At 32.3% G+C, this 22865-nt stretch carries 17 protein-coding genes and 1 tRNA gene; 8 read left to right on the forward strand and 10 right to left on the reverse strand.

Annotation, left to right across the window (positions count from 1 at the left end):
- Window positions 1-118 precede the first annotated feature (118 nt).
- Both WAF17_RS12800 and WAF17_RS12805 read left to right on the forward strand, forming a co-directional pair.
- Window positions 119-496: a hypothetical protein gene (locus WAF17_RS12800; RefSeq protein WP_338760021.1), complete on the forward strand. Its 378-nt coding sequence runs from the start codon at window positions 119-121 to the stop codon at window positions 494-496.
- Window positions 497-722: 226 nt separating this feature from the next.
- Window positions 723-3665, forward strand: a complete 2943-nt coding sequence (locus WAF17_RS12805) for a glycosyl hydrolase (protein ID WP_338760023.1) — start codon at window positions 723-725, stop codon at window positions 3663-3665.
- Window positions 3666-3889: 224 nt separating this feature from the next.
- On the opposite strand, the gene WAF17_RS12810 is transcribed toward WAF17_RS12805, so the two are convergent.
- The 7 genes from WAF17_RS12810 to WAF17_RS12840 form a co-directional block, all read right to left on the reverse strand.
- Complete coding sequence (locus WAF17_RS12810; RefSeq protein ID WP_338760025.1) at window positions 3890-4327, reverse strand: hypothetical protein; 438 nt, start codon at window positions 4325-4327, stop codon at window positions 3890-3892.
- A gap of 146 nt (window positions 4328-4473) precedes the next feature.
- On the reverse strand, window positions 4474-4917 hold the full coding sequence (locus WAF17_RS12815; protein ID WP_338760028.1) for a lipocalin family protein: 444 nt from the start codon (window positions 4915-4917) through the stop codon (window positions 4474-4476).
- A gap of 228 nt (window positions 4918-5145) precedes the next feature.
- Window positions 5146-5814 (reverse strand): ATP-binding cassette domain-containing protein, encoded by a 669-nt coding sequence (locus WAF17_RS12820; protein ID WP_338760031.1) that lies wholly within the window; start codon window positions 5812-5814, stop codon window positions 5146-5148.
- A gap of 11 nt (window positions 5815-5825) precedes the next feature.
- Window positions 5826-6125: a rhodanese-like domain-containing protein gene (locus WAF17_RS12825; protein ID WP_338760034.1), complete on the reverse strand. Its 300-nt coding sequence runs from the start codon at window positions 6123-6125 to the stop codon at window positions 5826-5828.
- 477 nt (window positions 6126-6602) lie between these two features.
- Window positions 6603-7280, reverse strand: coding sequence for a hypothetical protein (locus WAF17_RS12830; protein ID WP_338760037.1), 678 nt, complete (start codon window positions 7278-7280; stop codon window positions 6603-6605).
- A 162-nt stretch (window positions 7281-7442) separates the two neighbouring features.
- A complete protein-coding gene (locus WAF17_RS12835) occupies window positions 7443-8450 on the reverse strand; it encodes a hypothetical protein (RefSeq protein ID WP_338760040.1) in 1008 nt (335 codons plus the stop codon).
- Window positions 8451-8630: 180 nt separating this feature from the next.
- The gene (locus WAF17_RS12840; protein WP_338760043.1) at window positions 8631-9047 is read right to left on the reverse strand and encodes a hypothetical protein; all 417 of its coding nucleotides are present in this window, start codon (window positions 9045-9047) and stop codon (window positions 8631-8633) included.
- A gap of 381 nt (window positions 9048-9428) precedes the next feature.
- On the opposite strand from WAF17_RS12840, the gene WAF17_RS12845 reads away from it, so the two are divergent.
- The 3 genes from WAF17_RS12845 to WAF17_RS12855 all read left to right on the forward strand — a co-directional run bounded on the left by WAF17_RS12845 (window position 9429) and on the right by WAF17_RS12855 (window position 12876).
- Window positions 9429-10865, forward strand: a complete 1437-nt coding sequence (locus WAF17_RS12845; protein ID WP_338760046.1) for a Glu/Leu/Phe/Val dehydrogenase — start codon at window positions 9429-9431, stop codon at window positions 10863-10865.
- A 979-nt stretch (window positions 10866-11844) separates the two neighbouring features.
- The gene (locus WAF17_RS12850) at window positions 11845-12312 is read left to right on the forward strand and encodes a hypothetical protein (protein ID WP_338760049.1); all 468 of its coding nucleotides are present in this window, start codon (window positions 11845-11847) and stop codon (window positions 12310-12312) included.
- Between the two features lie 210 nt (window positions 12313-12522).
- A complete protein-coding gene (locus WAF17_RS12855; RefSeq protein WP_338760051.1) occupies window positions 12523-12876 on the forward strand; it encodes a hypothetical protein in 354 nt (117 codons plus the stop codon).
- Between the two features lie 149 nt (window positions 12877-13025).
- Here the strand turns inward: WAF17_RS12855 and WAF17_RS12860 are convergent, their stop codons facing one another.
- Window positions 13026-13319 carry an ankyrin repeat domain-containing protein gene (locus tag WAF17_RS12860; RefSeq protein ID WP_338760053.1) on the reverse strand — a complete coding sequence of 98 codons (294 nt, stop codon included), beginning with the start codon at window positions 13317-13319 and terminating at the stop codon, window positions 13026-13028.
- Window positions 13320-13829: 510 nt separating this feature from the next.
- Here WAF17_RS12860 and WAF17_RS12865 point away from each other — a divergent pair.
- Together WAF17_RS12865 and WAF17_RS12870 are read left to right on the forward strand one after the other, a co-directional pair.
- A complete protein-coding gene (locus WAF17_RS12865; protein WP_338760055.1) occupies window positions 13830-16364 on the forward strand; it encodes a ribonucleoside-diphosphate reductase subunit alpha in 2535 nt (844 codons plus the stop codon).
- 812 nt (window positions 16365-17176) lie between these two features.
- Window positions 17177-17989, forward strand: coding sequence for a hypothetical protein (locus WAF17_RS12870; RefSeq protein ID WP_338760057.1), 813 nt, complete (start codon window positions 17177-17179; stop codon window positions 17987-17989).
- Window positions 17990-18092: 103 nt separating this feature from the next.
- On the opposite strand, the gene WAF17_RS12875 is transcribed toward WAF17_RS12870, so the two are convergent.
- Both WAF17_RS12875 and WAF17_RS12880 read right to left on the reverse strand, forming a co-directional pair.
- On the reverse strand, window positions 18093-21314 hold the full coding sequence (locus WAF17_RS12875; protein ID WP_338760060.1) for an efflux RND transporter permease subunit: 3222 nt from the start codon (window positions 21312-21314) through the stop codon (window positions 18093-18095).
- Window positions 21315-21349: 35 nt separating this feature from the next.
- On the reverse strand, window positions 21350-22513 hold the full coding sequence (locus WAF17_RS12880) for an efflux RND transporter periplasmic adaptor subunit (protein ID WP_338760063.1): 1164 nt from the start codon (window positions 22511-22513) through the stop codon (window positions 21350-21352).
- A gap of 235 nt (window positions 22514-22748) precedes the next feature.
- Here WAF17_RS12880 and WAF17_RS12885 point away from each other — a divergent pair.
- Window positions 22749-22823: transfer RNA gene (locus tag WAF17_RS12885), tRNA-Val, on the forward strand.
- Window positions 22824-22865 lie beyond the last annotated feature (42 nt).

The following is a 22865-nucleotide window of genomic DNA, read 5'->3' on the forward strand; positions in this document are numbered from 1 at the left end:
CATACTTTTCAAAACATTAGCCCTCTGACTTTGTTTGTATATTCGTAAATCAAGTTGTTATCTTAGTAACTGATTTACTATTTTTTTAATCTTATATTTTTTAAACTGATTCAATCTTATGAAAACGAACAAAGTTTTAATGTTTTTCGTACTCGCCTTTATGGCAATTTCTTTTACTTCTTGTGATGAAGATGATGTAGTCAATTATGCAGATGACCTCCCTGGTACATATGAGAGTCTTGCAGGAGAAGTGAATGTAGAGGGTGCTATTAACGTAATTACAATCTCCAATAAAGATGATAGCGAAGTACTTACAAAAAACCTTGTTGTAGAAATTACAGACAAGGAAACAGAAAGTAATGGAAGAGTGCGTTACTCCACTAATAATAATGATGTAGAAATTTATCGTAATGATGCTGTTATAACATTAACTATAACGAGTGCTGAGTATGTGCAGAACATTACAAATATCTATGTGGGTACAAAAAGAGACTAATTTTCTCTAAAACATATTACTTCAGATATATAGGAAAGCCTAGTAGTTTATAAAACTGCTAGGCTTTTTTATTTCATTAGATAGTAGGTTAAAAGGATTACCTTTGAGCATTCTGTTAAAAAAAAAGAAAAATCATGTTATTTGACTTTTCATTTTCCTAAGCAAAAAAATTGTTTGCAAATTGTATCTAAATCAAATACAGATTTAAAACCTTAATCAAACGAACATGACAAAATATTTTCTTACTCCTTTACTGTTTATTCTGCTTTCTAATCTAGCTTTTTCTCAAAATGAACAGGCAGAGTTTACCACAGCAAAAGACCGTATCAATTCTCAAAACAAAATCAAAGCAGAAAACTCTTGGCTCAAAAACGTTCCTATCAAATCCATAGGACCTACTGTTATGAGTGGAAGAGTGGTTGATATTGAAGTAAATCCAAAGAATCCAACAGAGTTTTTGGCTGCTTTTGCTTCGGGTGGACTTTGGTATACCAACACAAACGGAACTTCTTTTACTCCTTTATTTCAAAACGAAAGAGTAATGTCTATTGGAGATATTGCCGTTTCGTGGGAAGATTCTACAATTTGGATAGGAACAGGCGAAAATAACTCTTCTCGCTCATCGTATTCAGGTGATGGAATCTACGTTTCTTACAACATGGGTAAAGACTGGGAACATAAAAGTGACACAGAATTAAATGAATCTCAACATATTGGTAGAATAATTTTACATCCGACTGATAAAAATACGCTTTGGGTAGCTGCGCTTGGTCATCTGTATTCCAAAAACAAGGAAAGAGGAATCTATAAAACAACTGACGGAGGAAAAACATGGAAAAAAACACTTTTCATAGATGAAAACACAGGCACAGTTGATTTAATTATTGACCCAACAAATCCAAATATCCTTTATGCTGCTATGTGGCAAAGGCATAGAGCGGCTTGGAACTTTGAGGAATCTGGCGTAGGAAGTGGTGTTTATCGTTCTGATGATGGTGGCGAAAATTGGACAAAAGTAACTACAAATGAAAGTGGTTTTCCTGTTTCAGAAGGAACTGGGAGAATTGGTCTGACAATTTCAAAGGCAAATCCAAATTGGATTTATGCTTGTTTGGATAATCAAGACAGAAAGCCGAAAGATGAAACGAAAAAAGAAGAGAAAAAGCCAACTCTTACAATGGATGCTATTTTGGCAATGAATAAAGAGCAGTTTTTGAAGGTTTCTGATGCAGAAATAACAGAGTATTTGAAAGAAAATCGTTTTCCAAAAAAATATACAGTCGAATTTGTGAAATCTCAAATCAAAGAAGGAAAGTTTGAACCAAAAGCATTAGTAGAGTTTTTGGGAGATGCAAATTCTCGTCTTTTTGATACGCCAGTAAAAGGATTGGAATTATATCTTTCAAAAGATAAGGGCAAAACATGGAAAAAAACACACGAGGGAAGCATCGACGAAGTTGTTTATTCGTATGGATATTATTTCGGACAAGTTAGAGTTTCTCAAAATAACCCAGAAAAACTCTACATTGTAGGTGTTCCTATCCTAACTAGCGATAATGGGGGAAAGGATTGGAGAAGTATCAATCAAGACAACGTTCATGCAGACCATCACACATTATGGATTAATCCAAAACAAGAAGGACATTTGATAAATGGAAACGACGGAGGAATAAATATTTCTTATAATGATGGCAAAACGTGGTCTAAACAAAATTCTATTCCAGTCGGTCAGTTTTATAGCGTGGCAACAGATAGAGCAGAACCATATAATGTCTATGGTGGTTTGCAAGATAACGGCGTTTGGACAGCTTCACATCAGTATGAGTATTCAGACTCTTGGCAGCAAGAAGGTTCTTATCCTTACAAACGACTTTTGGGTGGGGACGGAATGCAAGTAGAAATTGATTTTAGAGATAATAATACTGTTTTTACTTGTTATCAGTTTGGAAACTGTTATAAGATTGATAAAACGACTTTAGCATCTTCTTATATCACGCCTTCACACGAATTAGGACAAAAGCCTTTCCGCTTCAACTGGCAAACACCTTTACATCTTTCGAAGCATCAGCAAAATATTTTGTATATGGGTTCTAATTTCGTTCATCGTTCCTTTGACCAAGGCAAAACGTGGGAAACTATATCAAAAGATTTGACAAGGGGAAGCAATCAAGAGGAAGCAAAAACAGGAGATGTAGCTTATAATACTTTGACTTCGATTGATGAATCTGCTTTGCGTTTTGGACTTTTATATACAGGTTCGGACGACGGAATGGTTCACATTAGTAAAGATGCTGGGTATAGCTGGGAGAATATTTCACAAAACTATCTCAAAGAATTTCCAAAGTATAAAGATTTTTGGGTAAGTCGTGTACAGGCTTCAAAACATAAAATGGAACGAGTGTATATCACTCTGAATGGCTACCGTTTTGATAATTTTGAATCAATTATTTTTGTTTCGAATGATTTTGGCAAGACGTGGACACGCATCGGAACAGATTTACCTTTAGAATCAGTAAACGTAATTAGAGAAGACTATAAAGAAGAAAATCTACTTTTTGTGGGAACAGATCATAACTTATACGCTTCTCTTGATGCAGGAAAATCATTTATGACTTTAGGCAAGGATTTCCCTCGTGTGGCAGTTCACGATTTATCAGTTCAGCCTGTGGCAAATCATTTGGTTGTCGGAACGCACGGACGTTCGCTTTTTGTGGTGGATATTGCGCCTTTGCAAAGTCTTGTAAAAATAGATAAGGAAAAACCATTTTTCTTAGATAAAAACAAAATTATCTATAATAAAAACTGGGGAAAAAGTTATTGGAGTAAATGGTTTGGAAATTATGAGCCAAATGAAGAAGAACAGAAGTTTATCTTCTTTACACCTCAAAAATCAGATGTAGAACTTCGTATTCTTGATAAGAATAATAATATACTTCATTCTGAAAAAACAAAAACTAACAAAGGCTTGAATTATTGGAATTATGATTTGACGATAGATGAAAAAGCAGCTAAAAAATTAGAAAAATCATTATCAGCAAAAGAAAAATCGTTTAGTATTTCAAAATCAGATAATAAAAAATATTATTTGCCTGTTTCTGATTACAAAGTGGTTTTGGTAGAAGATGGAAAAACTACTGAAATGCCTTTTGAAGTAGTAGAGAAAAGGTAAAATTATATTTTTTATCAAAGTTATAAGCAAAGAAGTTGTTTAAGAATAGGTTTGTGCGTGTATTTGTTGGTGTCGCTTCGCTAAAACACCAACAATGGCAGGGTTATTTTTCCTTAGAATTGGGTTTGCAAACCCAATTCTAAGGAAAAATCTATATTCTTAAACAACTTCAAAAAAAGACTTTTCTTCATTCAAAAAAATAAAGAAAAGTCTTTTTTTATACTTTATTTAGGTACTAATACAAAATGTAAGACAGATTCTGGTTTATTATCAGTAGCAGGTTTATTATAAATAATAGTTAATTTATCGCCAAAAACCGTAAAATCAACTGTATTTTCATCAAAATTAGCTTGAGATGGTTTTTTATTATTATCTAACGACCAATTTCCAGAAATACTTGGTGCAAAGCTAAACTCTAGTCCTCCTGTCGTAATCATATAAGTAGTAGGCTGATCATCATTTTGATTAAGTTTGAGAGTAAAACCATCTATCTCAAAAATTGGATTATTATCTACTGTGAGAGTGCTAATTTTCCAAGATTTAGCAATTTTTTTTACTAATGATTTCTGTGGTTCAGGTGGTTCAATAATGCAAGAAGATTTTACTATAAATAAAATGCAAAACAATACTAGTAATAGGAAAGAGTTACGAAATATGTCCATACTTTTTTACTCTTTAAAGGATGAAATAATAAATATATAAATTACAAAATAAATTTCATAAAAAAAGACTTTTCCTTATTCAAAAAATAAAGAAAAGTCTTTTTTTATAATCTATTTTCCTAAGAATACATTAGGAAAAATTTAAATTATCTAGGTACAAGAGTAAACTGTACAACTGGCTCTGGCTTACCTTCAGCAGCAGCTTCGTTGTAACGAATTACAAGTTGAGTAGCTGATGCACTTACCAAAGTAACAGTAGAACCACTAAAAACAATTGAAGTAGGGTTCTCATTATCTGGAGCTAACGACCAGTTACCAGAAGTATTTGGTGCAAAGTTATAAGCCAAACCACCTGTACTGATGCTGTATGTAGTAGGAGCATCAGCATTTTGGTTTAAAGTAAGATTAAAACCATCAATGTCTTCAGTAATAGCATTACCATCTACTGTAAGTGCGCTGATTTTCCAAGGTTGAGAGATTTGAGCTACTAAAGAATCTACATCATCAGTATCGTCCTCACACGTACATTTTACTAGAAATAAAGAACAAAATAATACTACTAAAAGAAAAGGGTTACGAAATGCGTTCATAAATTCAGGATTTAAGAGTTGAGATTGAGTTAAAATTTAAAATCAAATTTAAGTTAAGATTAAAGCAAAAGTTTAGTCATTAATTTTAATTTTCGATTATATATTTTTAATGACAATTTTCATTCAAAATTAATAATCATTAAAGATAGTGCGAATTTTTGAATTTCTAAAAAAAAGCGAATGAAAAAAACAAAAAGTTGTTATAAATACATATATATTTTCACAAATTTAAGGTTTTAAGTTCTGAATATCAATGATTTGCGAACAAAAATGATATTCAGATTCTTGATTTGATGCAATAATAAGTGTTTTTTTATTAATAATGGTATTCATTTCTTGCAAATACCATTTACTATTTTGTTTATCAAGATTAGAAGTAGGTTCGTCTAAGAATACTATTTTGGCATCAGAATAAATAGCTAAAGCCAACTTTAGTTTTTGTTTCATTCCTGAAGAGAAAAAACGAATTGTTTTACTTCTCGTGTTAGAAAAACCTAACTTTTCGATTATTTCTTCTATCTCTATATCAAAAGATTTAAAAGATTGATGAAATTTGAGCTGTTCTAAGAGTGTAAATTCTTCTATCAATTCGGTATAAGGAGCTGCCCAAGAAATATAAGACTGCCAATCTTCTTTTTGAATATTTTTTTTATTCGATTCAGCATTATCTTTAGCATCAAGAGAATAAATTAACTTTCCTTCTGATAAAGGCAAGTATCCAATAAGCGTTTTGATAAGAGTTGATTTACCACTCCCATTATTCCCTACGATAGCTGTGGGTTCTTTGCTGCAAAAACGACAAGAAAGATTTCGAAAAATCCATTCTCTTTCGAATCTTTTTCCCATATTTTGTGCAGAAATAGAAACAGCAGTTTCTTGTTTTGAAGAAGAAATCAAAATACTTTTTTTTAAGATAACTTTTTATAACCATCTGCACCTTGTAAAAGATTCCTTACATTTTTGAAACCTTTAGAAAGCAAAAAGTTTTTAGCTGTTGCGCTTCGTCCTCCTGCTTTACAATGTACAATGACTTCTTTTTCTTTCCAGTCTTCCAACTCTTCTAGGCGTGTAGGAAGTTCTCCCAAAGGAATGAGTTTGCCGTCAAGATTATATTCATCATATTCAAACTCTTCTCTGACATCTAAAAGATGTATTTGTGTTCCTTCGTCTTTAAGAGTTTTTAGCTCTTGTGGTGTAATGTCGTTCATTTATATTATATAATAAATAATTTGAAATTGAATTCTATGCAAAGTTACATAATTCATAGGTTAATCGCACCTAATTTGAGTGTTTTGTAGTGAAAAGATACGTCTTTTACTAAAGGTTATCACGGTTATTTTTGTATAACAGTCTTCCAGACTGTTGGATAGGATAGGATAGGATAAAATACTACTTTTTATGTTCAGACGAGATGTCTGAACTACCTTAATACAAACCGTGATAAGGTTTACTATTCAATAAAAAAATGGAGAAAATATATTTCTCTGCAAATTTCAGAATTTCATCCTTAGGAGTAGAAATTAAATAAATTGACACTTTTAATTATATAATTAACTAGTAGTCAAAAGCTTAATTCGTAATTCGTAATCTTTAATTCGTAATTGTTCCTTATTCTCTTTAGGTAAAAACAAAAAATCCAATGAAAATAATATTTCCATTGGATTTTTTGAAGTGAAAATTTTAGCTTAAAAAATTTCATCTTTCTTTAACCCTATAAATGTCATGACAGGATTTTTACAAACGATTGTACCTTTTATGGGAACTAGATTTTTACCGTCATGAGTTTCTGCTGTATTTTTTCCACCCATTGCATCTATCTCAAATTTTACTTCTTCATCAGAAAAAGAAACAACTTTAAGAGTTCCTGTTTTTACAACAGTTATTTCCATACCCATTGGGTTACTGTCAGTAGCTTCTCCAGTAGTAACTATTTGAAGTGTTGGTGCTACTTTACCTTCTTTTCCTACGTCTTCAAAATTGATTACCATTGACTCTTTCAATGCGCTTTTATCTCCAGAAATACCAAACTGTATTGCATTTCCTTTTCCATCTTCTGTTTGAGCTGATAGCATACTAGCAATAAGAACATCCTTGCTTTCTTTACCATTAGAGGTAATTTGAAAAACGGGCTGCTTGATTTTATTACTCATACTTTCGCCATCTATAGTAAAATCTAACTGACCAGAAGAATTTTCAGCATTGCTCATGTTAGAAGTTTCGACATCTGTTCCCATAGCAGCTCCAGCTAGTTCTTCAGCAATAGTTTCATTGATTTTGTCTTCTACATACTTTTTAGGATTACAAGAAACTAAAGTAAGAAAGAAAAGTGATACAACCGAGTAGGTTAAAAATTGAGTTTTCATTAGATTATTTTTTTAATAAATGAGTAGTTTATTTTTTGATTGCTCTGATAAAGTAATAGTAATTTATAAAAAAAGTGAGCAAAAGTAAAACCTAAGCTCACTTTGATACAAACTACTCTATCAGAAAGAGATAAATTTGGTGTTTTAGAGAGTATGAAATTTCTATTTCTTGTTTCCCATATTCATGAGTCCAGACATGTCCATTACTTTATAACCATTCATGTCAATGCTTGAATTTTGGTTTTCGTTTATTTCTGTAACAACCATTTTCATTTTTTCTCCTGTTTCCTTATTTACAGATTCCATTTCCATCGTAAACTCTAAAGGAACAGCCATCAATTGATTTTTCTCTTTCTTATCCTGCATAAACATACCTGCAAAAGCTTTGAACTGAGAAATTTTTACTTGTTTGGTTGTCCAAGAAGTAGCTTTCATTTCGTCATTTTCCATTATGGTTTCAGAACACGTATAACCCAAAATATTTTTTGTACGCCCTGTACGAGTAATTTTGAGGTCTTTCATAGCCTCTTCAGGGTTTTGTTCTTGCTCTTGTGCCTGTTCATAATCTTCAATATTTGGTATTTTCATCGCAACTGCTTGATTTTGGTCTTCCATAATTGTAATCATGGCTTGTTGTGCGCCATCAACAATTATTTTTGCTTGTGGAGCTTTACTTTCTCCGTCTTTAGTAGCTTCAATCATTTCCATTGCCATGTAATTAGGGTCTGCAGAGTTATAATAACGCATAAACATATCACCATCTTTTTTTCCATTCTTTTTGTACATCTGTGTATGCATCATAAAATTAGAATTGAAATTATAGCTAGATTTTATATCTATTTTTTCGCCATTTCCTCCTCCTAAAAGATTATCTAAAAAACCTGTATCTGCGTTTTGCTCTTGCACTTGTGTTGATTGATTCGAATTATTGTCAGAATCGGTATCGTTGTTTTCCTCTTCTTTCTTCTTCTTTTTCTTCTTGCGTTTGAAAAGCCCTTCAATGGCATCTAAACCTTCATCCAGCTTTCTATCGATTTTGTTATCAATACGATTATTTGTTTTGTTTTTTGCTTTCTGTTTTGTCCTTTCTACTGTTTGGTTTTGTGCCATTGCTTCAAGAGTAGCAAAAGAAAAAACACTTAGTAGAGCAATTAAAAAATAAGTTTTCATGTTTAGTTTGTTTTAAAATTGATTAGAGTAGTAGTGATTTGAAATAAAAACAATAATTAAACCTAAATAAATACTTAGTCAATTAGTGCCTTCACTACTACATACAAAAAACAACGTACAAACTAGCTCATAAAAACTTATTTTTTTTAGAAAATAGAATAAAAATTAAATCTTACTGACTTAATATCTCTCCAAATAAAGTGTATCAAAGCCTGTAAATGAACTATCTCTGCGCTGCAAAACTAGATTTTTTGTATCAAGAGTTAATACTTTGAAAAACAAAGTATCTTCTTGCATTAACGAATTAGAATAAGGCAAAAGTAATATAGAATCTTCAAATATCCAGTTTCGATAGGTTGCTTGTCCGTATTGTGTAGCTTGTCGGAACAAAAAAGTTGTGTCTTCTACATTAATAGTTATAGGAAACTTTTCTACAACAGAATCATCCACTCCATTCTTGCCAATTAAACGAACCAGTTTCCAATCTCCTTCAAATTTTTGGGCAAACTCATTATCTGTTTTTTCAGAACTACTCTGACAAGAGCATAAAAACATAAGTAAGATAGGAAAGAGTAAGGATAGCTTTATAATTTTCATTTTGTTAGTGATTTTATTTTTTAATGATTTCAATTTATTTATTTTACAAAACTAAATACTTTATTATGGTAATGTCCATACCATTAAATATTTTTCAGATAGACAGGTCAGCTACAAAGTACAAACTAACTAGTGAAACTAAAATAGAAGAAATAAAATGACTACAAACGGTCTATTCTACGAGACTGACCTAATATTACAATTATCAAAATATCTAGTAGCATGAAGAGAAATAGTAAATGAGAGCTAAAACATTGATAGATAATAATTTATACTTATCGAAAAAAATTGTTTCTAAAGAATAAGATTTGTATTTTTTGGAATAAAAAAATGAAGTAACTTTAAGCCAAAATTTAAACACACCTAACCCACACGTTCGATATGACAGATAAAGATAAAGAACATTTAGACCAAGGCGCAAAATTTTATAAAGATGTCCTTGGCTCACTCAACAATGCAGCAGCTCTAACAAAGCATCCAAAAGGCTTATTAGAACAAATCATTGTTCCGAATAGTGTCTATGAAATGAGTTTTCCTCTTCACTTAGATAACGGAGATTATCAAGTAATAAAGGCGTGGAGAGTTCAGCATTCACACCACAAACTTCCAGTAAAAGGAGGTATTCGTTTTGCCGAAGCTGTAAATGCAGACGAAGTAAAAGCACTTGCAACACTTATGTCTTTTAAGTGTGCGCTCGTAAATGTTCCTTTTGGTGGAGCTAAAGGAGGAGTAAAAATTAATCCTAAGAAATATACTGCTCGTCAGTTAGAAACAATTACACGTCGTTATACGACAGAGCTTGTCAAAAAAGAAATGATAGGTCCTTCTATTGACGTTCCTGCACCAGATTATGGAACAGGAGCAAGAGAAATGGCTTGGATTGCTGATACGTATTCTCTTCTTCGTCCTGGAATTAATGCACTCGGCTGTGTAACAGGAAAGCCCCTTTCTATGCACGGAATACGTGGGCGTACGGAAGCAACAGGATTGGGAGTAATTTATGGTATTCGTGAAGCGATGAGTATTGCTGAAGATATGAAAGAGCTAGGTTTAGAAGCTGGATTGGCAGGAAAAACTGTTATTGTACAAGGTTTTGGTAATGTTGGTTATCATGCTGCTCTTTATGCACAACAAGAAGGAGCAATCATTGTCGGAATTGCTGAATATGAAGGTGGAGTATATAATAAAGATGGTTTTGATGTGGAAGATTTGTTCCGTCATCGTAAAGAAACAGGTTCTCTTATGGGTTATCCAAAGGCACAAGAAGTAAAGCCAAGTAATCAACTTATGGAGTTTGAATGTGATGTTTTGATTCCTGCTGCATTAGAAAATCAAATTACGGAAGAAAATGCACCAAGAATAAAAGCTAAAGTAATTGGAGAAGGGGCAAACGGTCCTATAACTAGAGAAGCAGAAGCAATTTTGTTAGGCAAAGGAAAAATGATTTTACCTGATTTTTACCTTAATGCTGGTGGTGTTACAGTTTCTTATTTGGAATGGCTCAAAAATCTTTCTCGTGTTTCTTTTGGTAAAATAACAAAACGTTATGACCAAATGGAAAATACTCGTATCATTCAGGCCATTGAAGGAGCAACAGGAAAAGGAGTAGGTGATGACCTTCGTAAAATGATTATGCGTGGTGCTGATGAGCGTGATTTAGTAAACTCTGCTTTAGAAGAAACAATGATTACTTCCTACCATCAAGTAAGAGAAACCTTTAAAAACTATAAAGACGTGCAAAGTTTGCGTAATGCAGCCTTCATTACTTCAATTGATAAAATTGCAATCGCTTATATGGAAGCTGGAATTTTTCCTTGATTTAAGTCAAACAGTCAAAGTAAAAAACAACTCAAACTTTGCAAATCAAAGTATAAAGTTATTTTTTATAGAATTTATACAAAACCATTTCTTCTTAGGAGGGAATGGTTTTTTGTTTGCTTTTAGCTCCAAAAACCAAATTTTATACACAATTTTTCGACTTATCCACATTTTGAATAAAGTTATCCACATTGTTAGCCTTATTTTCTACTTTTTATCATTTTATTCTTTAAAAATCTAGACTTAACACGTTATTCACACAAGAAATCCAAATATAATTTGATATTTATTTCACTTATCCACATTTTAACAAAAGTTATTAACAATTATATTTTTATTTCTAATTTTTTCGGTTGTAATTTCAAAAGGCTATTAAAATTTGCAGAGTTATCCACATATCAACATTATACTGTGGATAACTTTTTAGTTTTTAACTATTTCTCTTCCAAAAATTGCTAGTTATCCCCTTTTTGCACACTTATACACAATTTGTGTGAATATGTGTGTATAAGCTCTACATCGATTGTGTGTAACTTATTGGTAACATTACTTACCAACAGGTGTGGATAACGTTACCAACAGTAAGTTTATGGTTATCAACAGCTTATCCACAATGTGAGTAAAAAGTGTCTATCAAATGTTGATAGTGTGGAAAAGTACATTAAAATATTGACAATCAACACTTTAAATTGTTTATAACTCTTAAAAAACTGTTGATAAACTTTATTTTTATGTGAATAACGTGTTGATAACTAGACTTATCCACTTATTAACACTATAATAGTAATAGTAAGGGTTTTTAAAGAGAGAATTTCTTATTATTTAGTGTGTGGAAAAGTTTTGATTTTGAGAAGAAAATTTTTTTTTGAAATGAATTTGAAAATTATTTCATTTTTGTTTCTGATATAATTGCAGCAACTTATATTAAAGTTTCGTGGAGAAAGTAATAAATGTTATCAAACCTTAAAATTGTTTTTCTATGCTGTACTATAAAATGATTTTGAATATTTTGATTCTCTTTTTGTGTACTAGTTGTTGTACTTGTAGTGATGATTGTAGTGGAGATGTTTCACCTTTTTATATAAGTGTAAAAGATAAAGTTACTGGAGAAGATGCTGTAATTAAATATAATATCAAAGAAGAAGAAGTTTTCTTGATAGATGATATGGGAAATAATATTGAACAACTTATTTATATTACAAGAGACTCTTCTAATGCTTTTATTTCTTTATTTGTGAATGGATATGGTAGTTTTGAGAAAAAAGAAATTACTCTAAAACTAGATACTTTAGAAATAGGAAAATTCACTATTTCTACAAAGCCACGAAAAGAAAGCTATTGTTGTATTTCAAAAGAGTTAGATATTTTTGAACCTATTACACCTTCAATACAAATAACAAAAAGACCACAAGAACGCAGACAACCTTTTTATGAAGTTCAATTCTGATAAGAAACTATAGCATAGCATTCAAAAAAGTTCCATTTCGATAAAATTTTCTTTTATTCAGAATAGAAATAAATAAGAACAAAATATATAAATAATTGATAATTATGGAATTAATAAATAAGTAGTTGGGTTAAGAGGTAGTTAATTTAATCAAATAAAAATGAAAAAATTAGCTTCTAATTAAATCCTATCAACTTAACTATTATTATTATGACTGCTTTATTTACCAAAAATCAGAAACTCCAAAATCAACCTAAATTCAGAACTACAAAAGAAGTTCTTGAAAATCTTTACTTCCAAAAAGCAAAGCATGAAAAACACTTCTTTGATTTTGAAAAAGAATTGGAAGGAATCCAGTTACGTATTTTGGAAATCAGAAACCATCAGAATCATCATAAAGAGAAAATTTTTGCTTTGGATAAAGAAATCCAAAAGCATAACAAGAAGCAAAAGCCAGCAAAACAGAAATACAACTATACTAGCTTCTACGTTTTTGCAGGGCTTTTAATCGCTATTTTTATAGCTGCCTTGTATTTTCTTTTTACAGAATTTATAGCTATCTAAATTTTTAATTCTATAAATAATAAAGCCTTACTCAATCCAAATTTTTGGTGTTGAGTAAGGCTTTTTTTTATAAGTTACATAATTATTTTACCTCTAAAAATCTATGCTAATTATGGCAGTTTTTGTAGGTCTGATTACAATAAATAGTCTCACTTTAGATATTGCTTTAATAGCTTTATTATATCTTTTTGTTTGTACTCTTTAGCAACACTTAATGCTGTATCATTACTAAAACCTGCTTTTAATACAGGATTTGCTTTGTTTTCTAATAGAAATTTTACAATACTTATATGCCCAAATTGTACACTTTCAATTAAAGGTGTTGTTAAGAACTCTGGGTGTTGATAGTTTGGATTTACACCTGCTTTAATGTGGTATTCTACAAGCTCTAAATTTCCCTCTTGAGAAGCAATTAGCATTTCTTTCCAGTCTCCTGCTGACATAATTATATATTTTGTGAATACTGCTCTATACTATTTAATTAAATGTTAAAATAATCATTTTAAATAAAAAATAAAAAGTCATTTCTCTTCATTAATAAATTATCATTCTTACTGCACTCTTTTTTCACTAAAAAAAGTTATTAACAAATTTCTATGTTAAATTTTTACTGGTTTTTGTCTTTGCAAATCAAAAGTTGTAAATTAATATTTGTCAGAAACTCGTAACAGAAAGCTATTTTTGTTATGAAATTTTCAATAGAATTGATTTTTATGCGTTTTGTTTGTAAGAACTATCTCAAAATCCTTTCTCAACAAAAGTAAATCTCTACTGTTAGCAGTTTAGTTTCTTTGATTAGATTGAATCTAAATAATTCAGTTCTTTGATAAAGATGCTTACCTTTGTTCCAAAATCCGATACCGTATTTTTAATTTATTTGTAACTGCTTTTGAATCAGTTAGAAAAAAATACGCACCACATCAAAATTAATTTATTCAAAACACTCAATATATATGTACGTAATCAAGCGAGACGGCAGGAAAGAAGAAGTGATTATGCAAAAAATCACAGCCAGAATAGAAAGGCTTTGTGATAATTTGGACACTCGTTATATCAAACCAACAGAAATTACTTATAAAGTGTTGGCAGGACTTTACGATAATGTAACGACTATCGAATTAGACGAACTAGCAGCCGAAACAGCAGCTACAATGGCAACTGTTCATCCAGATTATGCAATTTTGGCATCAAGAATTGCTATTTCAAATCTTCATAAAGAAACTAAAGACGCTTTTTCAGAGACTATCGAAGAGCTTTATAATTACGTAAATCCAAAAACGAACGAACCAGCAGGTTTGATTTCTGAAGAGGTAGTACAGGTAGTTCGTAAATATGCTCACGTTCTGAATCAAGCTATTGATTACGGTAGAGATTATGAGTATGACTATTTTGGTTTCAAGACTTTAGAGCGTTCATACCTTTTGCGCCTTGATGGAAAAGTAACTGAACGTCCTCAACAAATGATTATGCGTGTTTCTGTTGGTATCCATGGTGCTGATATTGATGCAGCTATCAAAACCTATCATTTAATGTCTGAACGTTGGTTTACACACGCTACTCCAACACTTTTTAATGCAGGAACTCCAAAACCTCAAATGTCTTCTTGTTTCTTACTAGAAGTTCAAGATGATAGTGTTGATGGAATTTATGACACGATAAAGCAATGTGCTAAGATTTCTCAGTCTGCTGGTGGAATTGGTGTGAGCGTTCATAACGTACGTGCAACAGGTTCATATATTCGTGGTACGAATGGCTACTCAAACGGAATTGTTCCGATGCTAAAAGTATTCAATGATACTGCTCGTTATATTGACCAAGGAGGAAACAAGCGTAAAGGAGCATTTGCTGTTTATTTAGAACCTTGGCACGCTGATGTTTTTGAGTTTTTAGACTTAAAGAAAAATCATGGTAAGGAAGAAGCTAGAGCAAGAGATTTATTTTATGCCTTATGGATTTCAGATTTGTTTATGAAACGTGTGCAGGAGGATGGCGAATGGTCATTATTCTGTCCGAATGAAGCTAGAGGTTTGTCAGATTGTTTCGGAAAAGAATTTGAAGATTTATATACAAAATACGAATTAGAAGGAAAAGCAAGAAAAACAATCAGAGCGCAAGAACTTTGGTTTGCTATCTTAGAAGCACAAATCGAAACGGGAACACCGTATATGCTTTATAAAGACCACGCAAATGGTAAATCAAATCAGCAAAATTTAGGTACAATAAAATCTTCAAATCTTTGTACAGAAATTATGGAATATACTTCGCCTGATGAGGTAGCAGTTTGTAATTTGGCTTCTATTGCTCTTCCAAAATATGTAATGGCAAATGAAGAAGGCGTATTAGAATTTAATCATCAAGTTCTTTATGATGTAACCTATCAAGCAACTATTAATTTAAACAGAATTATTGATAGAAATTATTATCCAATTGAAGAGGCTCGTCGTTCAAACTTCCGTCATCGTCCAATTGGACTTGGTGTGCAAGGTTTGGCTGATGCATTTATTATGCTTCGTATGCCTTTTGAATCAGAAGAAGCTGCAAAATTGAATAAAGAGATTTTCGAAACGATTTATTTTGCTGCCATGACGGCTTCTAAAGATTTAGCAATTACAGAAGGAGCTTACGAAACTTTCGAAGGTAGTCCGTTATCAAAAGGACAATTCCAATTTGATTTGTGGAAAGTAGATGAAGATTATCATTCTGGACGTTGGAACTGGGAAGAATTGCGTAACGAAGTAGTAAAACACGGAGCTAGAAATTCACTCTTACTTGCACCAATGCCAACAGCTTCAACTTCTCAAATTTTGGGAAATAACGAGTGTTTTGAGCCTTATACTTCTAATATTTATGTTCGTCGTGTTCTTTCTGGTGAGTTTGTGGTAGTAAACAAACACCTTCTGAAAGATTTGATTGAGATTGATATGTGGGATGATGAAATGAAAAATGAACTTATTGCTGCCAATGGTTCAGTTCAAAATATCAAACGTATTCCTCAAGAACTGAAAGAAATTTACAAGACGGTTTGGGAAATTAGTCAGCGTACAATTATTGATATGTCAGCTGATAGAGGAGCTTATATTTGTCAGAGCCAAAGTTTGAATGTTCATATTCAGAATCCTACTTTCGGAAAACTAACTTCTATGCACTTCCACGCTTGGAAACGAGGCTTGAAAACAGGAATGTATTATCTTCGTACGAAAGCTGCTGCTGATGCAATTAAGTTCACAGTAGATAAAGATGCGCTAGAAGTAGGAAAAGAAGCAGCTAAAAACAATAAATTGAAGGCTGAAAAAATAATGGCTGATAGCAATGAAGAAATTTTGGCTATGGCTGAAAACGGTATGGATATGGAGGAACAATCAAATCTTGCACTTGCTAGAATCCATAAACGCCAAAACGGACAAGCACAAGAAGAGCAGCTAAAAGACGGACTAGGAGGAGCAGCATGTTCACTAGACGACGAAGATTGTTTGACGTGTGGAAGTTAAATAATAATGTTGTCGGTGGGGACACCAACAACGGCAAGTAAATGATAATAGTAAACCACCTAGAAAATTTATTTTTTTAGGTGGTTTTTTTACAAAATAGTATTTTTACATACAGAAAACTTCGGTCTTTTATAAATAAAATCCTTAAATTCAAAGGATTTGATATATAGTTTTTATTAGAATTATCCTACTTAATTTTCACAATGGAAAAAAAGCTTTTCATTTTGGAAAGAAATCATCTATAAAAATAGAATCTAAAAAATTAAGAAAAACTTTTTTCTTAAAAAAAAGCAGCTCTATTCAATCAAATGAACCTTTTTTTGCTAATTCAGAAAAATAATTAGAAAATAGAGTAGAACTAATTCGGCTTGGCAAACAGATTGAAATATAGATAATAACTTCTACAAAAAGATGTAGGAAGAAAAGTATTTACTCATCAAGATTTTTGTTTGTAGCTTTTAGCTATTTCATTTTTATCAAAGTCTTATTTTTTGTGAGTGTTTGTTTTGGTTTCTTACTAAAATCATTTCAAACTAAAATCCTAAGAAAATCTAGAAAGAAAGCCGTTAGTTAGCGTTCTTCATTTATAAAAAATGCAGAGCAAATTTTTAGCAACTGACAACTTTTATACTTTTTTTTAAAGAATAACCAAGTTATTTGATTTTCTGAACAGTTTAAGTAGTAAGTAAAGTAAGTAAGTGGACAAAAAAGACCTTTTCTATTTGGAAAAGGTTTTTTTATTCGATTTTTTTAACGAAACAGTTATTTTCATCGTACTGATTAAAAATCCTTTAAAATTCAAATCAGTAAAAATGAAAACCAATTATTTATTATCATTTCTTATAGTTTTTAGTTTTCTAGCATTGCCTAGCTTTTCTATTTCTACAAATTTCATTTCAAAAACGAATAAAATAGAATCTGTAATAGAAGAAGACACATTCAATATTATGGCTTCTCACGGAATATTTTTGAGAGATAGCGCAAACCTGACTTCTAAAAAACTGGCTAAACTTCCCTACGCTACCAAACTCATTTTCCTAAATCAAGATACCATTTCTGAAGAACTAATTATTCAAGAAACGAAATACTTTGAGATAAAAGGCAGAATGCAAAAGGTAAAAGTTATTAGTCAGATTGATAGCTTAAACGACTTAGAAGGCTATGTTTTTGATGGATATTTGACTAAGTTTCCTGTGCCTGAGTTGGATTATAAAGGGACAGTAGAAAATAATTACTTATCTGCTGATTTGAACTATTTGAAAAGTAATTTCAAAGAATCTGAAAAATACGATATTGAAAAACGTGAGGATAATGAAGATTGGATTATCAAATGGAAGAAAAGATATGAGGAAAATATAATCTATGAGTATAATGAGTCTACGCCTGTTGAAGTACCTGTGCATAAAATAACGATTCCTAATCTATCCATAAGAGAAGCCTATTTTTTCTCAGTAGTATTGTTTTTTATTGAAAATAATGAGTACAATGAAGGAAATGCAATAGTTTTTGATGAAAATAATAGTAGTTTTAAGATAGAGCCTAACTTAGAAGCAGGCTGTTTTTATTCTATCTATCAAAGTAATAATAACGAAATAATAATTGAATATGAATGTTGGGGGTGTTAAAAGCTTAAATAACAAAAACAGCCTTATTTTATTGATAAAATAAGGCTGTTTTTGTTTTCTACCGTCTAGGAAAAAGCAAGCCATTTTCCCTACAAAATTCTACTTATTCCATTTCCTTCATAATTTTCAAACGATTTACTTCACGGTTGGCAGGTTCTACTTCTTCCGAACTTGGGTAAGCTACTTCTCCTTTGTAGCCTTTCCACGTATGAACTACCCAACGTTTAGAATAAACAATCATTCTACGCATATCATTGACAACAAGAATAATAACAGGGAAAATAAGCAGAATCAAGAATGTACCAAAACCAATTCCATACGCTACTGAAACAGCCATTGGAATCAAGAATTGAGCTTGAAAACTCGTTTCCATAATAAGTGGTGCAAGTCCTGCCACAGTCGTAACTGTTGTAAGTAAAATCGCTCTAAAACGAGAAATCCCTGCATTATAAATCGCATCAGGCATTGTCATTCCTTCTTGAAGGTTGGAGTTAAATTTACTGACCAAAACCACAGCATCATTAATAATTACTCCTGAAAGTGCCAAAATCCCCCACAAACTAAGCAACGAAACAGGTTTATCAGCAAAGAAATGACCAAAAACAGCACAAAACAGTCCTAAAGGAATCAAGCACATAACTAAAATAGACTGACTAAGCGAACGGAAAGTAAGGGTAATCAAAAGAATAATCACAAAAAGCATAATCGGAAGTGCAAACTTCAAGGATTCTTGCGACTGACTACTACGCTGCTGCTGCCCTCCAAATTCGAAAGAAAGACTAGGATATTTACTTTTCATATCAATAAACGTCGTATTTTTTAGCTTTTCGATAATATCAACTGGCGAACCATTTGGGTCGGATAATTCAGCTTCTACGGCAATTTCTCTTGAGCCATTGAAGTGTTTTATATCTACAATTCCTCTATCAATCGTATAAGAAGCAACTTCTGAAAGTGGAATTTCCTTTCCATCTGCTGTTTTGATACGCATTGTTTCAAGTTGTCCTAAAGTCTCTCTACTCGCTTCTGGATAACGCACCCAAACACGGACTTCATCTGTTCCTTTTTGAAGGCGTTGTATTTCTTCTCCAAAAAAACCTTGTCGTATCTGCCCTGTAATATCTGCGTGTGTAAGTCCTAAAAAGTAGGCTTTTGGTTTGAGTTCTAGCTGTAACTCTCGCCTTCCCACTCTTTGGTTGTCAGTTATTTCTTTCAGACCTGCAAAGTTTTCTAGTTCTCGTTTGAGTTCTTCGGTAGCAGCATCTAAGGCATCATTATTTTTGGATAACAAACGAACTGAAATAGGTTTTCCAAAACGATTTCTCCCTGCTACGGTAAACATTTCAGCTTCTGGAATCTTACCTATTTTTTCCCTTACTCGTTTGGCAATATCATTACTGGTAATTTCTCTATCATCCATATCTAAAAGTGAAATAGAAACATTACCTGCATGTGAGCCACGTTCACTACCATCTGATGTACTTCCTAAATTTCTAAACGTAAAATTGATAAAATCTTTTTCATCATTAAATTCTTTTTTGAGTTCGTCGTTTACGTCCCACGTTGCTTTTTCGAAGCGTTCTAAATAGGAAATAACTTTTTCTTTTGGTGTTCCTGCCTTAAATGCAATATTTGCTTGAAAACTATCAAAAGGAATATTTGGAAAGAAAACTACTTTTATAAACTGTCCGTTTATCATTCCCAAAACAAGCATCACAAAGACAACTGGAACAAAAACATAGACATAACGAAAACGCAAAACGTGAGCAAGTGCTTTTCCATAGACTTTATGACGTAGAAAATCAATTCCTTTGTTTAGATTTTCTCTCCACTTTCCTTCACTTTGAGTATCTGCCATATCTTTATGTGTGAGGTGCGAAGGCAAAACAAAAAAGGCTTCAATAAGCGAAACAGCCAAACAAAGCACTACAATCAAGCCCATTTCTTGAAGAAAATCAAAACCTTCAATTCCGATAGCAATAGGCAAAAAGGCTACAATAGTAGTCAAGACAGACGTAAAAACAGAAGGCATCACTTCAAAAGTACCATCAACAGTAGCTCTCATAGGAGATTTTCCCATCTCAAAATGTGTAAAGATATTTTCTCCAATTACAATACCATCATCTACCAAAATACCAACTACGAGTATCATTCCAAAAAGAGAAATCATATTAATCGTAATTCCCATCAAGGCAGCAATAACAAACATTCCTGCAAACGAAATCGGAATACCAAGAGCCACCCAAAGCGACAAACGAAGACTAAGAAAAAGCCCCAAACAAATCAGAACCAAAACAAGTCCCATGATTCCATTATCGATAAGCATTTGAAGGCGTTGAGAAAGCAAATCAAAGAAATCAAAAGAAACGACTAGTTCAACATCTGAATGTTTTTCGTTAAATTCTTCGACATACTTATTTGCATAAATCGAAATTTCTTCTAAATCTTCTTCTTTTAATTTGGTAAGTTCTAATGAAACAGCTCTTTCTCCATTGATATGTAATGAATTGGGAACATCTGCAAACTGCTGTTTTATGGTTGCAATATCTCTCAAACGAAGATTGCTTCCATCGTCATTAGCACGAAGAACGATATTTCCAATTTTTTCAGCCATTTTTTCTTTGGCTCTCGAACGAATCAGAATTTCCTCTTCTTTAGACTTGATTGCTCCTGCCGAAATATCACGGTTATTGAGTCTAACGGCTGCTGCAATTTGGTCAAAACGCAAACCATAACGCAAAAGTGTAGCCTCTGGAACTTCAATAGAAATTTCTATATCTGGATAGCCACTAATATTAATTTGAGAAATAACGCCTGATGCAAGCATTTCATCTTCAATCTGTTCGGCATATTTTTTTAATAAAAACAAGTCTAATTCCTTTCCTTCCTTTGCTCTCAAACCCAAATACATGGTTCTGCTTCGTGGCTTGACTTTGAAAACTAAAGGACGTTCTGCATTTGTGGGAAAAGAATTGATTCTATCCACAGCGTTTTTGACTTCTGCAAGAGCTTCGTCAGCATCCACTCCACGTTCTAATTGAACAATAATACTGGCGTTATTCTCAGAAGAAGTAGAAGTAATTTCTTTTATCCCTTCTATTCCCTTTAAAGATTCTTCAATTTTGATAGTAACTCCTTCTTCCATCTCTTGTGGAGAAGCCCCCGGCATTACTACACCCACCGAAATATTGGTAGGGTCAATTTCGGGAAAAAAGGAGCGTTTCATTACCCAACCGTAAGAGAGCGCACCAAAAATGACCATCGTAAAAATAATGGCATTTGCCCAAATTGGATATTTTACAAAAAATTCGACAAGTTTTTTCATGTTGTTTTACAGTTTAAATCCTAAGGGTTTGGTAACTACTTTACGGATAATGTTTTTGATGTCTGACTAGACTTTTCTTCCTCCAAAACTTTTACAATCATTTCATTATAAGCATTTATTAAAGGTTCGGTTACTACTTTTTCGCCTTCGTTTATGCCTGAAATAATTAGTGTTTCCTTATTTGATTTTTTGATTTGAACGGTTTGAAGATGCAGAATCGAATCATTTTTGACGGTATAAACTTCATTATCATTAAAAACGGCTCTTCTTGGCACTTCAATAGCATCTTTGATTGTTCCTCCCTGCATAGTTGCACGTAGATACATTCCTGCATAAACAGGATTTTCACCTTTTTGAATTTTGACATACACATCCAAAGACTGTGTTGCTGGATTTACAATATCGCCTATTCGTGCTATTTTACCTATCCATTTTTGGCTATCATCTTCGGTGGCTACGTTTACTTCTGTACCTGTTTTGAGCCAATGTACATCTCTAGTATCAACAGGAACTTTGAGCTCTAACTGACTATTTTGAGCTAAACGCAATACTTTACCATTAGGAGGAGCAACCGAACCATTTTGCAAATAGACTTCAGTAATTGAACCCGAAAAAGGTGCAGTTATTACATATTTACTTAGTGTTGCTTCTTGTGCTTTAAGATTGTAATAGCTTGTCAAAATTCCTTTTGTAGCAAGAAATGTTTTTTCTTTTTCTGACTGGTAAGAAGGAAGTTTTGGTAATGGTTTTTCTACTTCCAAGTTGGCAAAATAATTACTCCAATCTTGATAACGACTTGAGTAATCGATTTTCATGTCAGGTAAAATCATTGCAATTTCTCGCATAAAATTACTTTTCTGCGCTTGAAGTCCTAGCTCAAATGTTTCTTTGCCAAGGGTAAATAAAACTTGTCCTTTTCTGACAGACTGACCCACTTGAAGATGCACATTTTCACGAATTTTGCCTGAAACCTCAGCTACAATATCGACAGGCTGCTCTGATTCTACTCTACCGAACGTAATTATTTCAGCTTCGATAGTAGAAGGATTTGCATTTTGTGTCTTGACAGCCATTTTTTGAGGTTTGGCTGTTCGTTTGGGAGGGTCTTTTTGCATACTTCCAAGCCATACGTAAAGACCATAACCTCCACCTAAAAAAATAATTGCAGCAGCAAGAGAGAGTAAAACTTTGTTTTTCATAAAAAAATGAACAGTAGAATGTAAAAGTAGATTTGTGAGATAAAAATTAAAGACTAAAAAAATAAATTCTTCTCGTAACTACTTTATAACCAAAGGATAAGTGAGCTATGAAAATGAAAATATACTTAGTTTAATAAAATAAGTCGTCGAAGTGTTTGCAAAGTTACGGGCTATGTGTGTATATTTGCAGATAATTAACACTCTTTATTGTAAAGGTTGTTAAGACAAACAAAAAGGACTATTAGCTCAGTTGGTTTAGAGCACTACCTCGACAAGGTAGGGGTCATTGGTTCGAATCCAATATGGTCCACAAATTCTATAAAAAAAGCTAGTAAAATCATTTTTACTAGCT

The sequence above is a fragment of the Bernardetia sp. ABR2-2B genome (genome assembly GCF_037126435.1).
GTDB lineage: Bacteria > Bacteroidota > Bacteroidia > Cytophagales > Bernardetiaceae > Bernardetia.

Coding starts and splice junctions, on each gene's coding strand:
- WAF17_RS12800 (WP_338760021.1), top strand. CDS start 119: ATGAAAACGAACAAAGTTTTAATGTTTTTCGTACTCGCCTTTATGGCA.
- WAF17_RS12805 (WP_338760023.1), top strand. CDS start 723: ATGACAAAATATTTTCTTACTCCTTTACTGTTTATTCTGCTTTCTAAT.
- WAF17_RS12810 (WP_338760025.1), bottom strand. CDS start 4,327: ATGGACATATTTCGTAACTCTTTCCTATTACTAGTATTGTTTTGCATT.
- WAF17_RS12815 (WP_338760028.1), bottom strand. CDS start 4,917: ATGAACGCATTTCGTAACCCTTTTCTTTTAGTAGTATTATTTTGTTCT.
- WAF17_RS12825 (WP_338760034.1), bottom strand. CDS start 6,125: ATGAACGACATTACACCACAAGAGCTAAAAACTCTTAAAGACGAAGGA.
- WAF17_RS12830 (WP_338760037.1), bottom strand. CDS start 7,280: ATGAAAACTCAATTTTTAACCTACTCGGTTGTATCACTTTTCTTTCTT.
- WAF17_RS12835 (WP_338760040.1), bottom strand. CDS start 8,450: ATGAAAACTTATTTTTTAATTGCTCTACTAAGTGTTTTTTCTTTTGCT.
- WAF17_RS12840 (WP_338760043.1), bottom strand. CDS start 9,047: ATGAAAATTATAAAGCTATCCTTACTCTTTCCTATCTTACTTATGTTT.
- WAF17_RS12845 (WP_338760046.1), top strand. CDS start 9,429: ATGACAGATAAAGATAAAGAACATTTAGACCAAGGCGCAAAATTTTAT.
- WAF17_RS12850 (WP_338760049.1), top strand. CDS start 11,845: ATGCTGTACTATAAAATGATTTTGAATATTTTGATTCTCTTTTTGTGT.
- WAF17_RS12855 (WP_338760051.1), top strand. CDS start 12,523: ATGACTGCTTTATTTACCAAAAATCAGAAACTCCAAAATCAACCTAAA.
- WAF17_RS12860 (WP_338760053.1), bottom strand. CDS start 13,319: ATGTCAGCAGGAGACTGGAAAGAAATGCTAATTGCTTCTCAAGAGGGA.
- WAF17_RS12865 (WP_338760055.1), top strand. CDS start 13,830: ATGTACGTAATCAAGCGAGACGGCAGGAAAGAAGAAGTGATTATGCAA.
- WAF17_RS12870 (WP_338760057.1), top strand. CDS start 17,177: ATGAAAACCAATTATTTATTATCATTTCTTATAGTTTTTAGTTTTCTA.
- WAF17_RS12875 (WP_338760060.1), bottom strand. CDS start 21,314: ATGAAAAAACTTGTCGAATTTTTTGTAAAATATCCAATTTGGGCAAAT.
- WAF17_RS12880 (WP_338760063.1), bottom strand. CDS start 22,513: ATGAAAAACAAAGTTTTACTCTCTCTTGCTGCTGCAATTATTTTTTTA.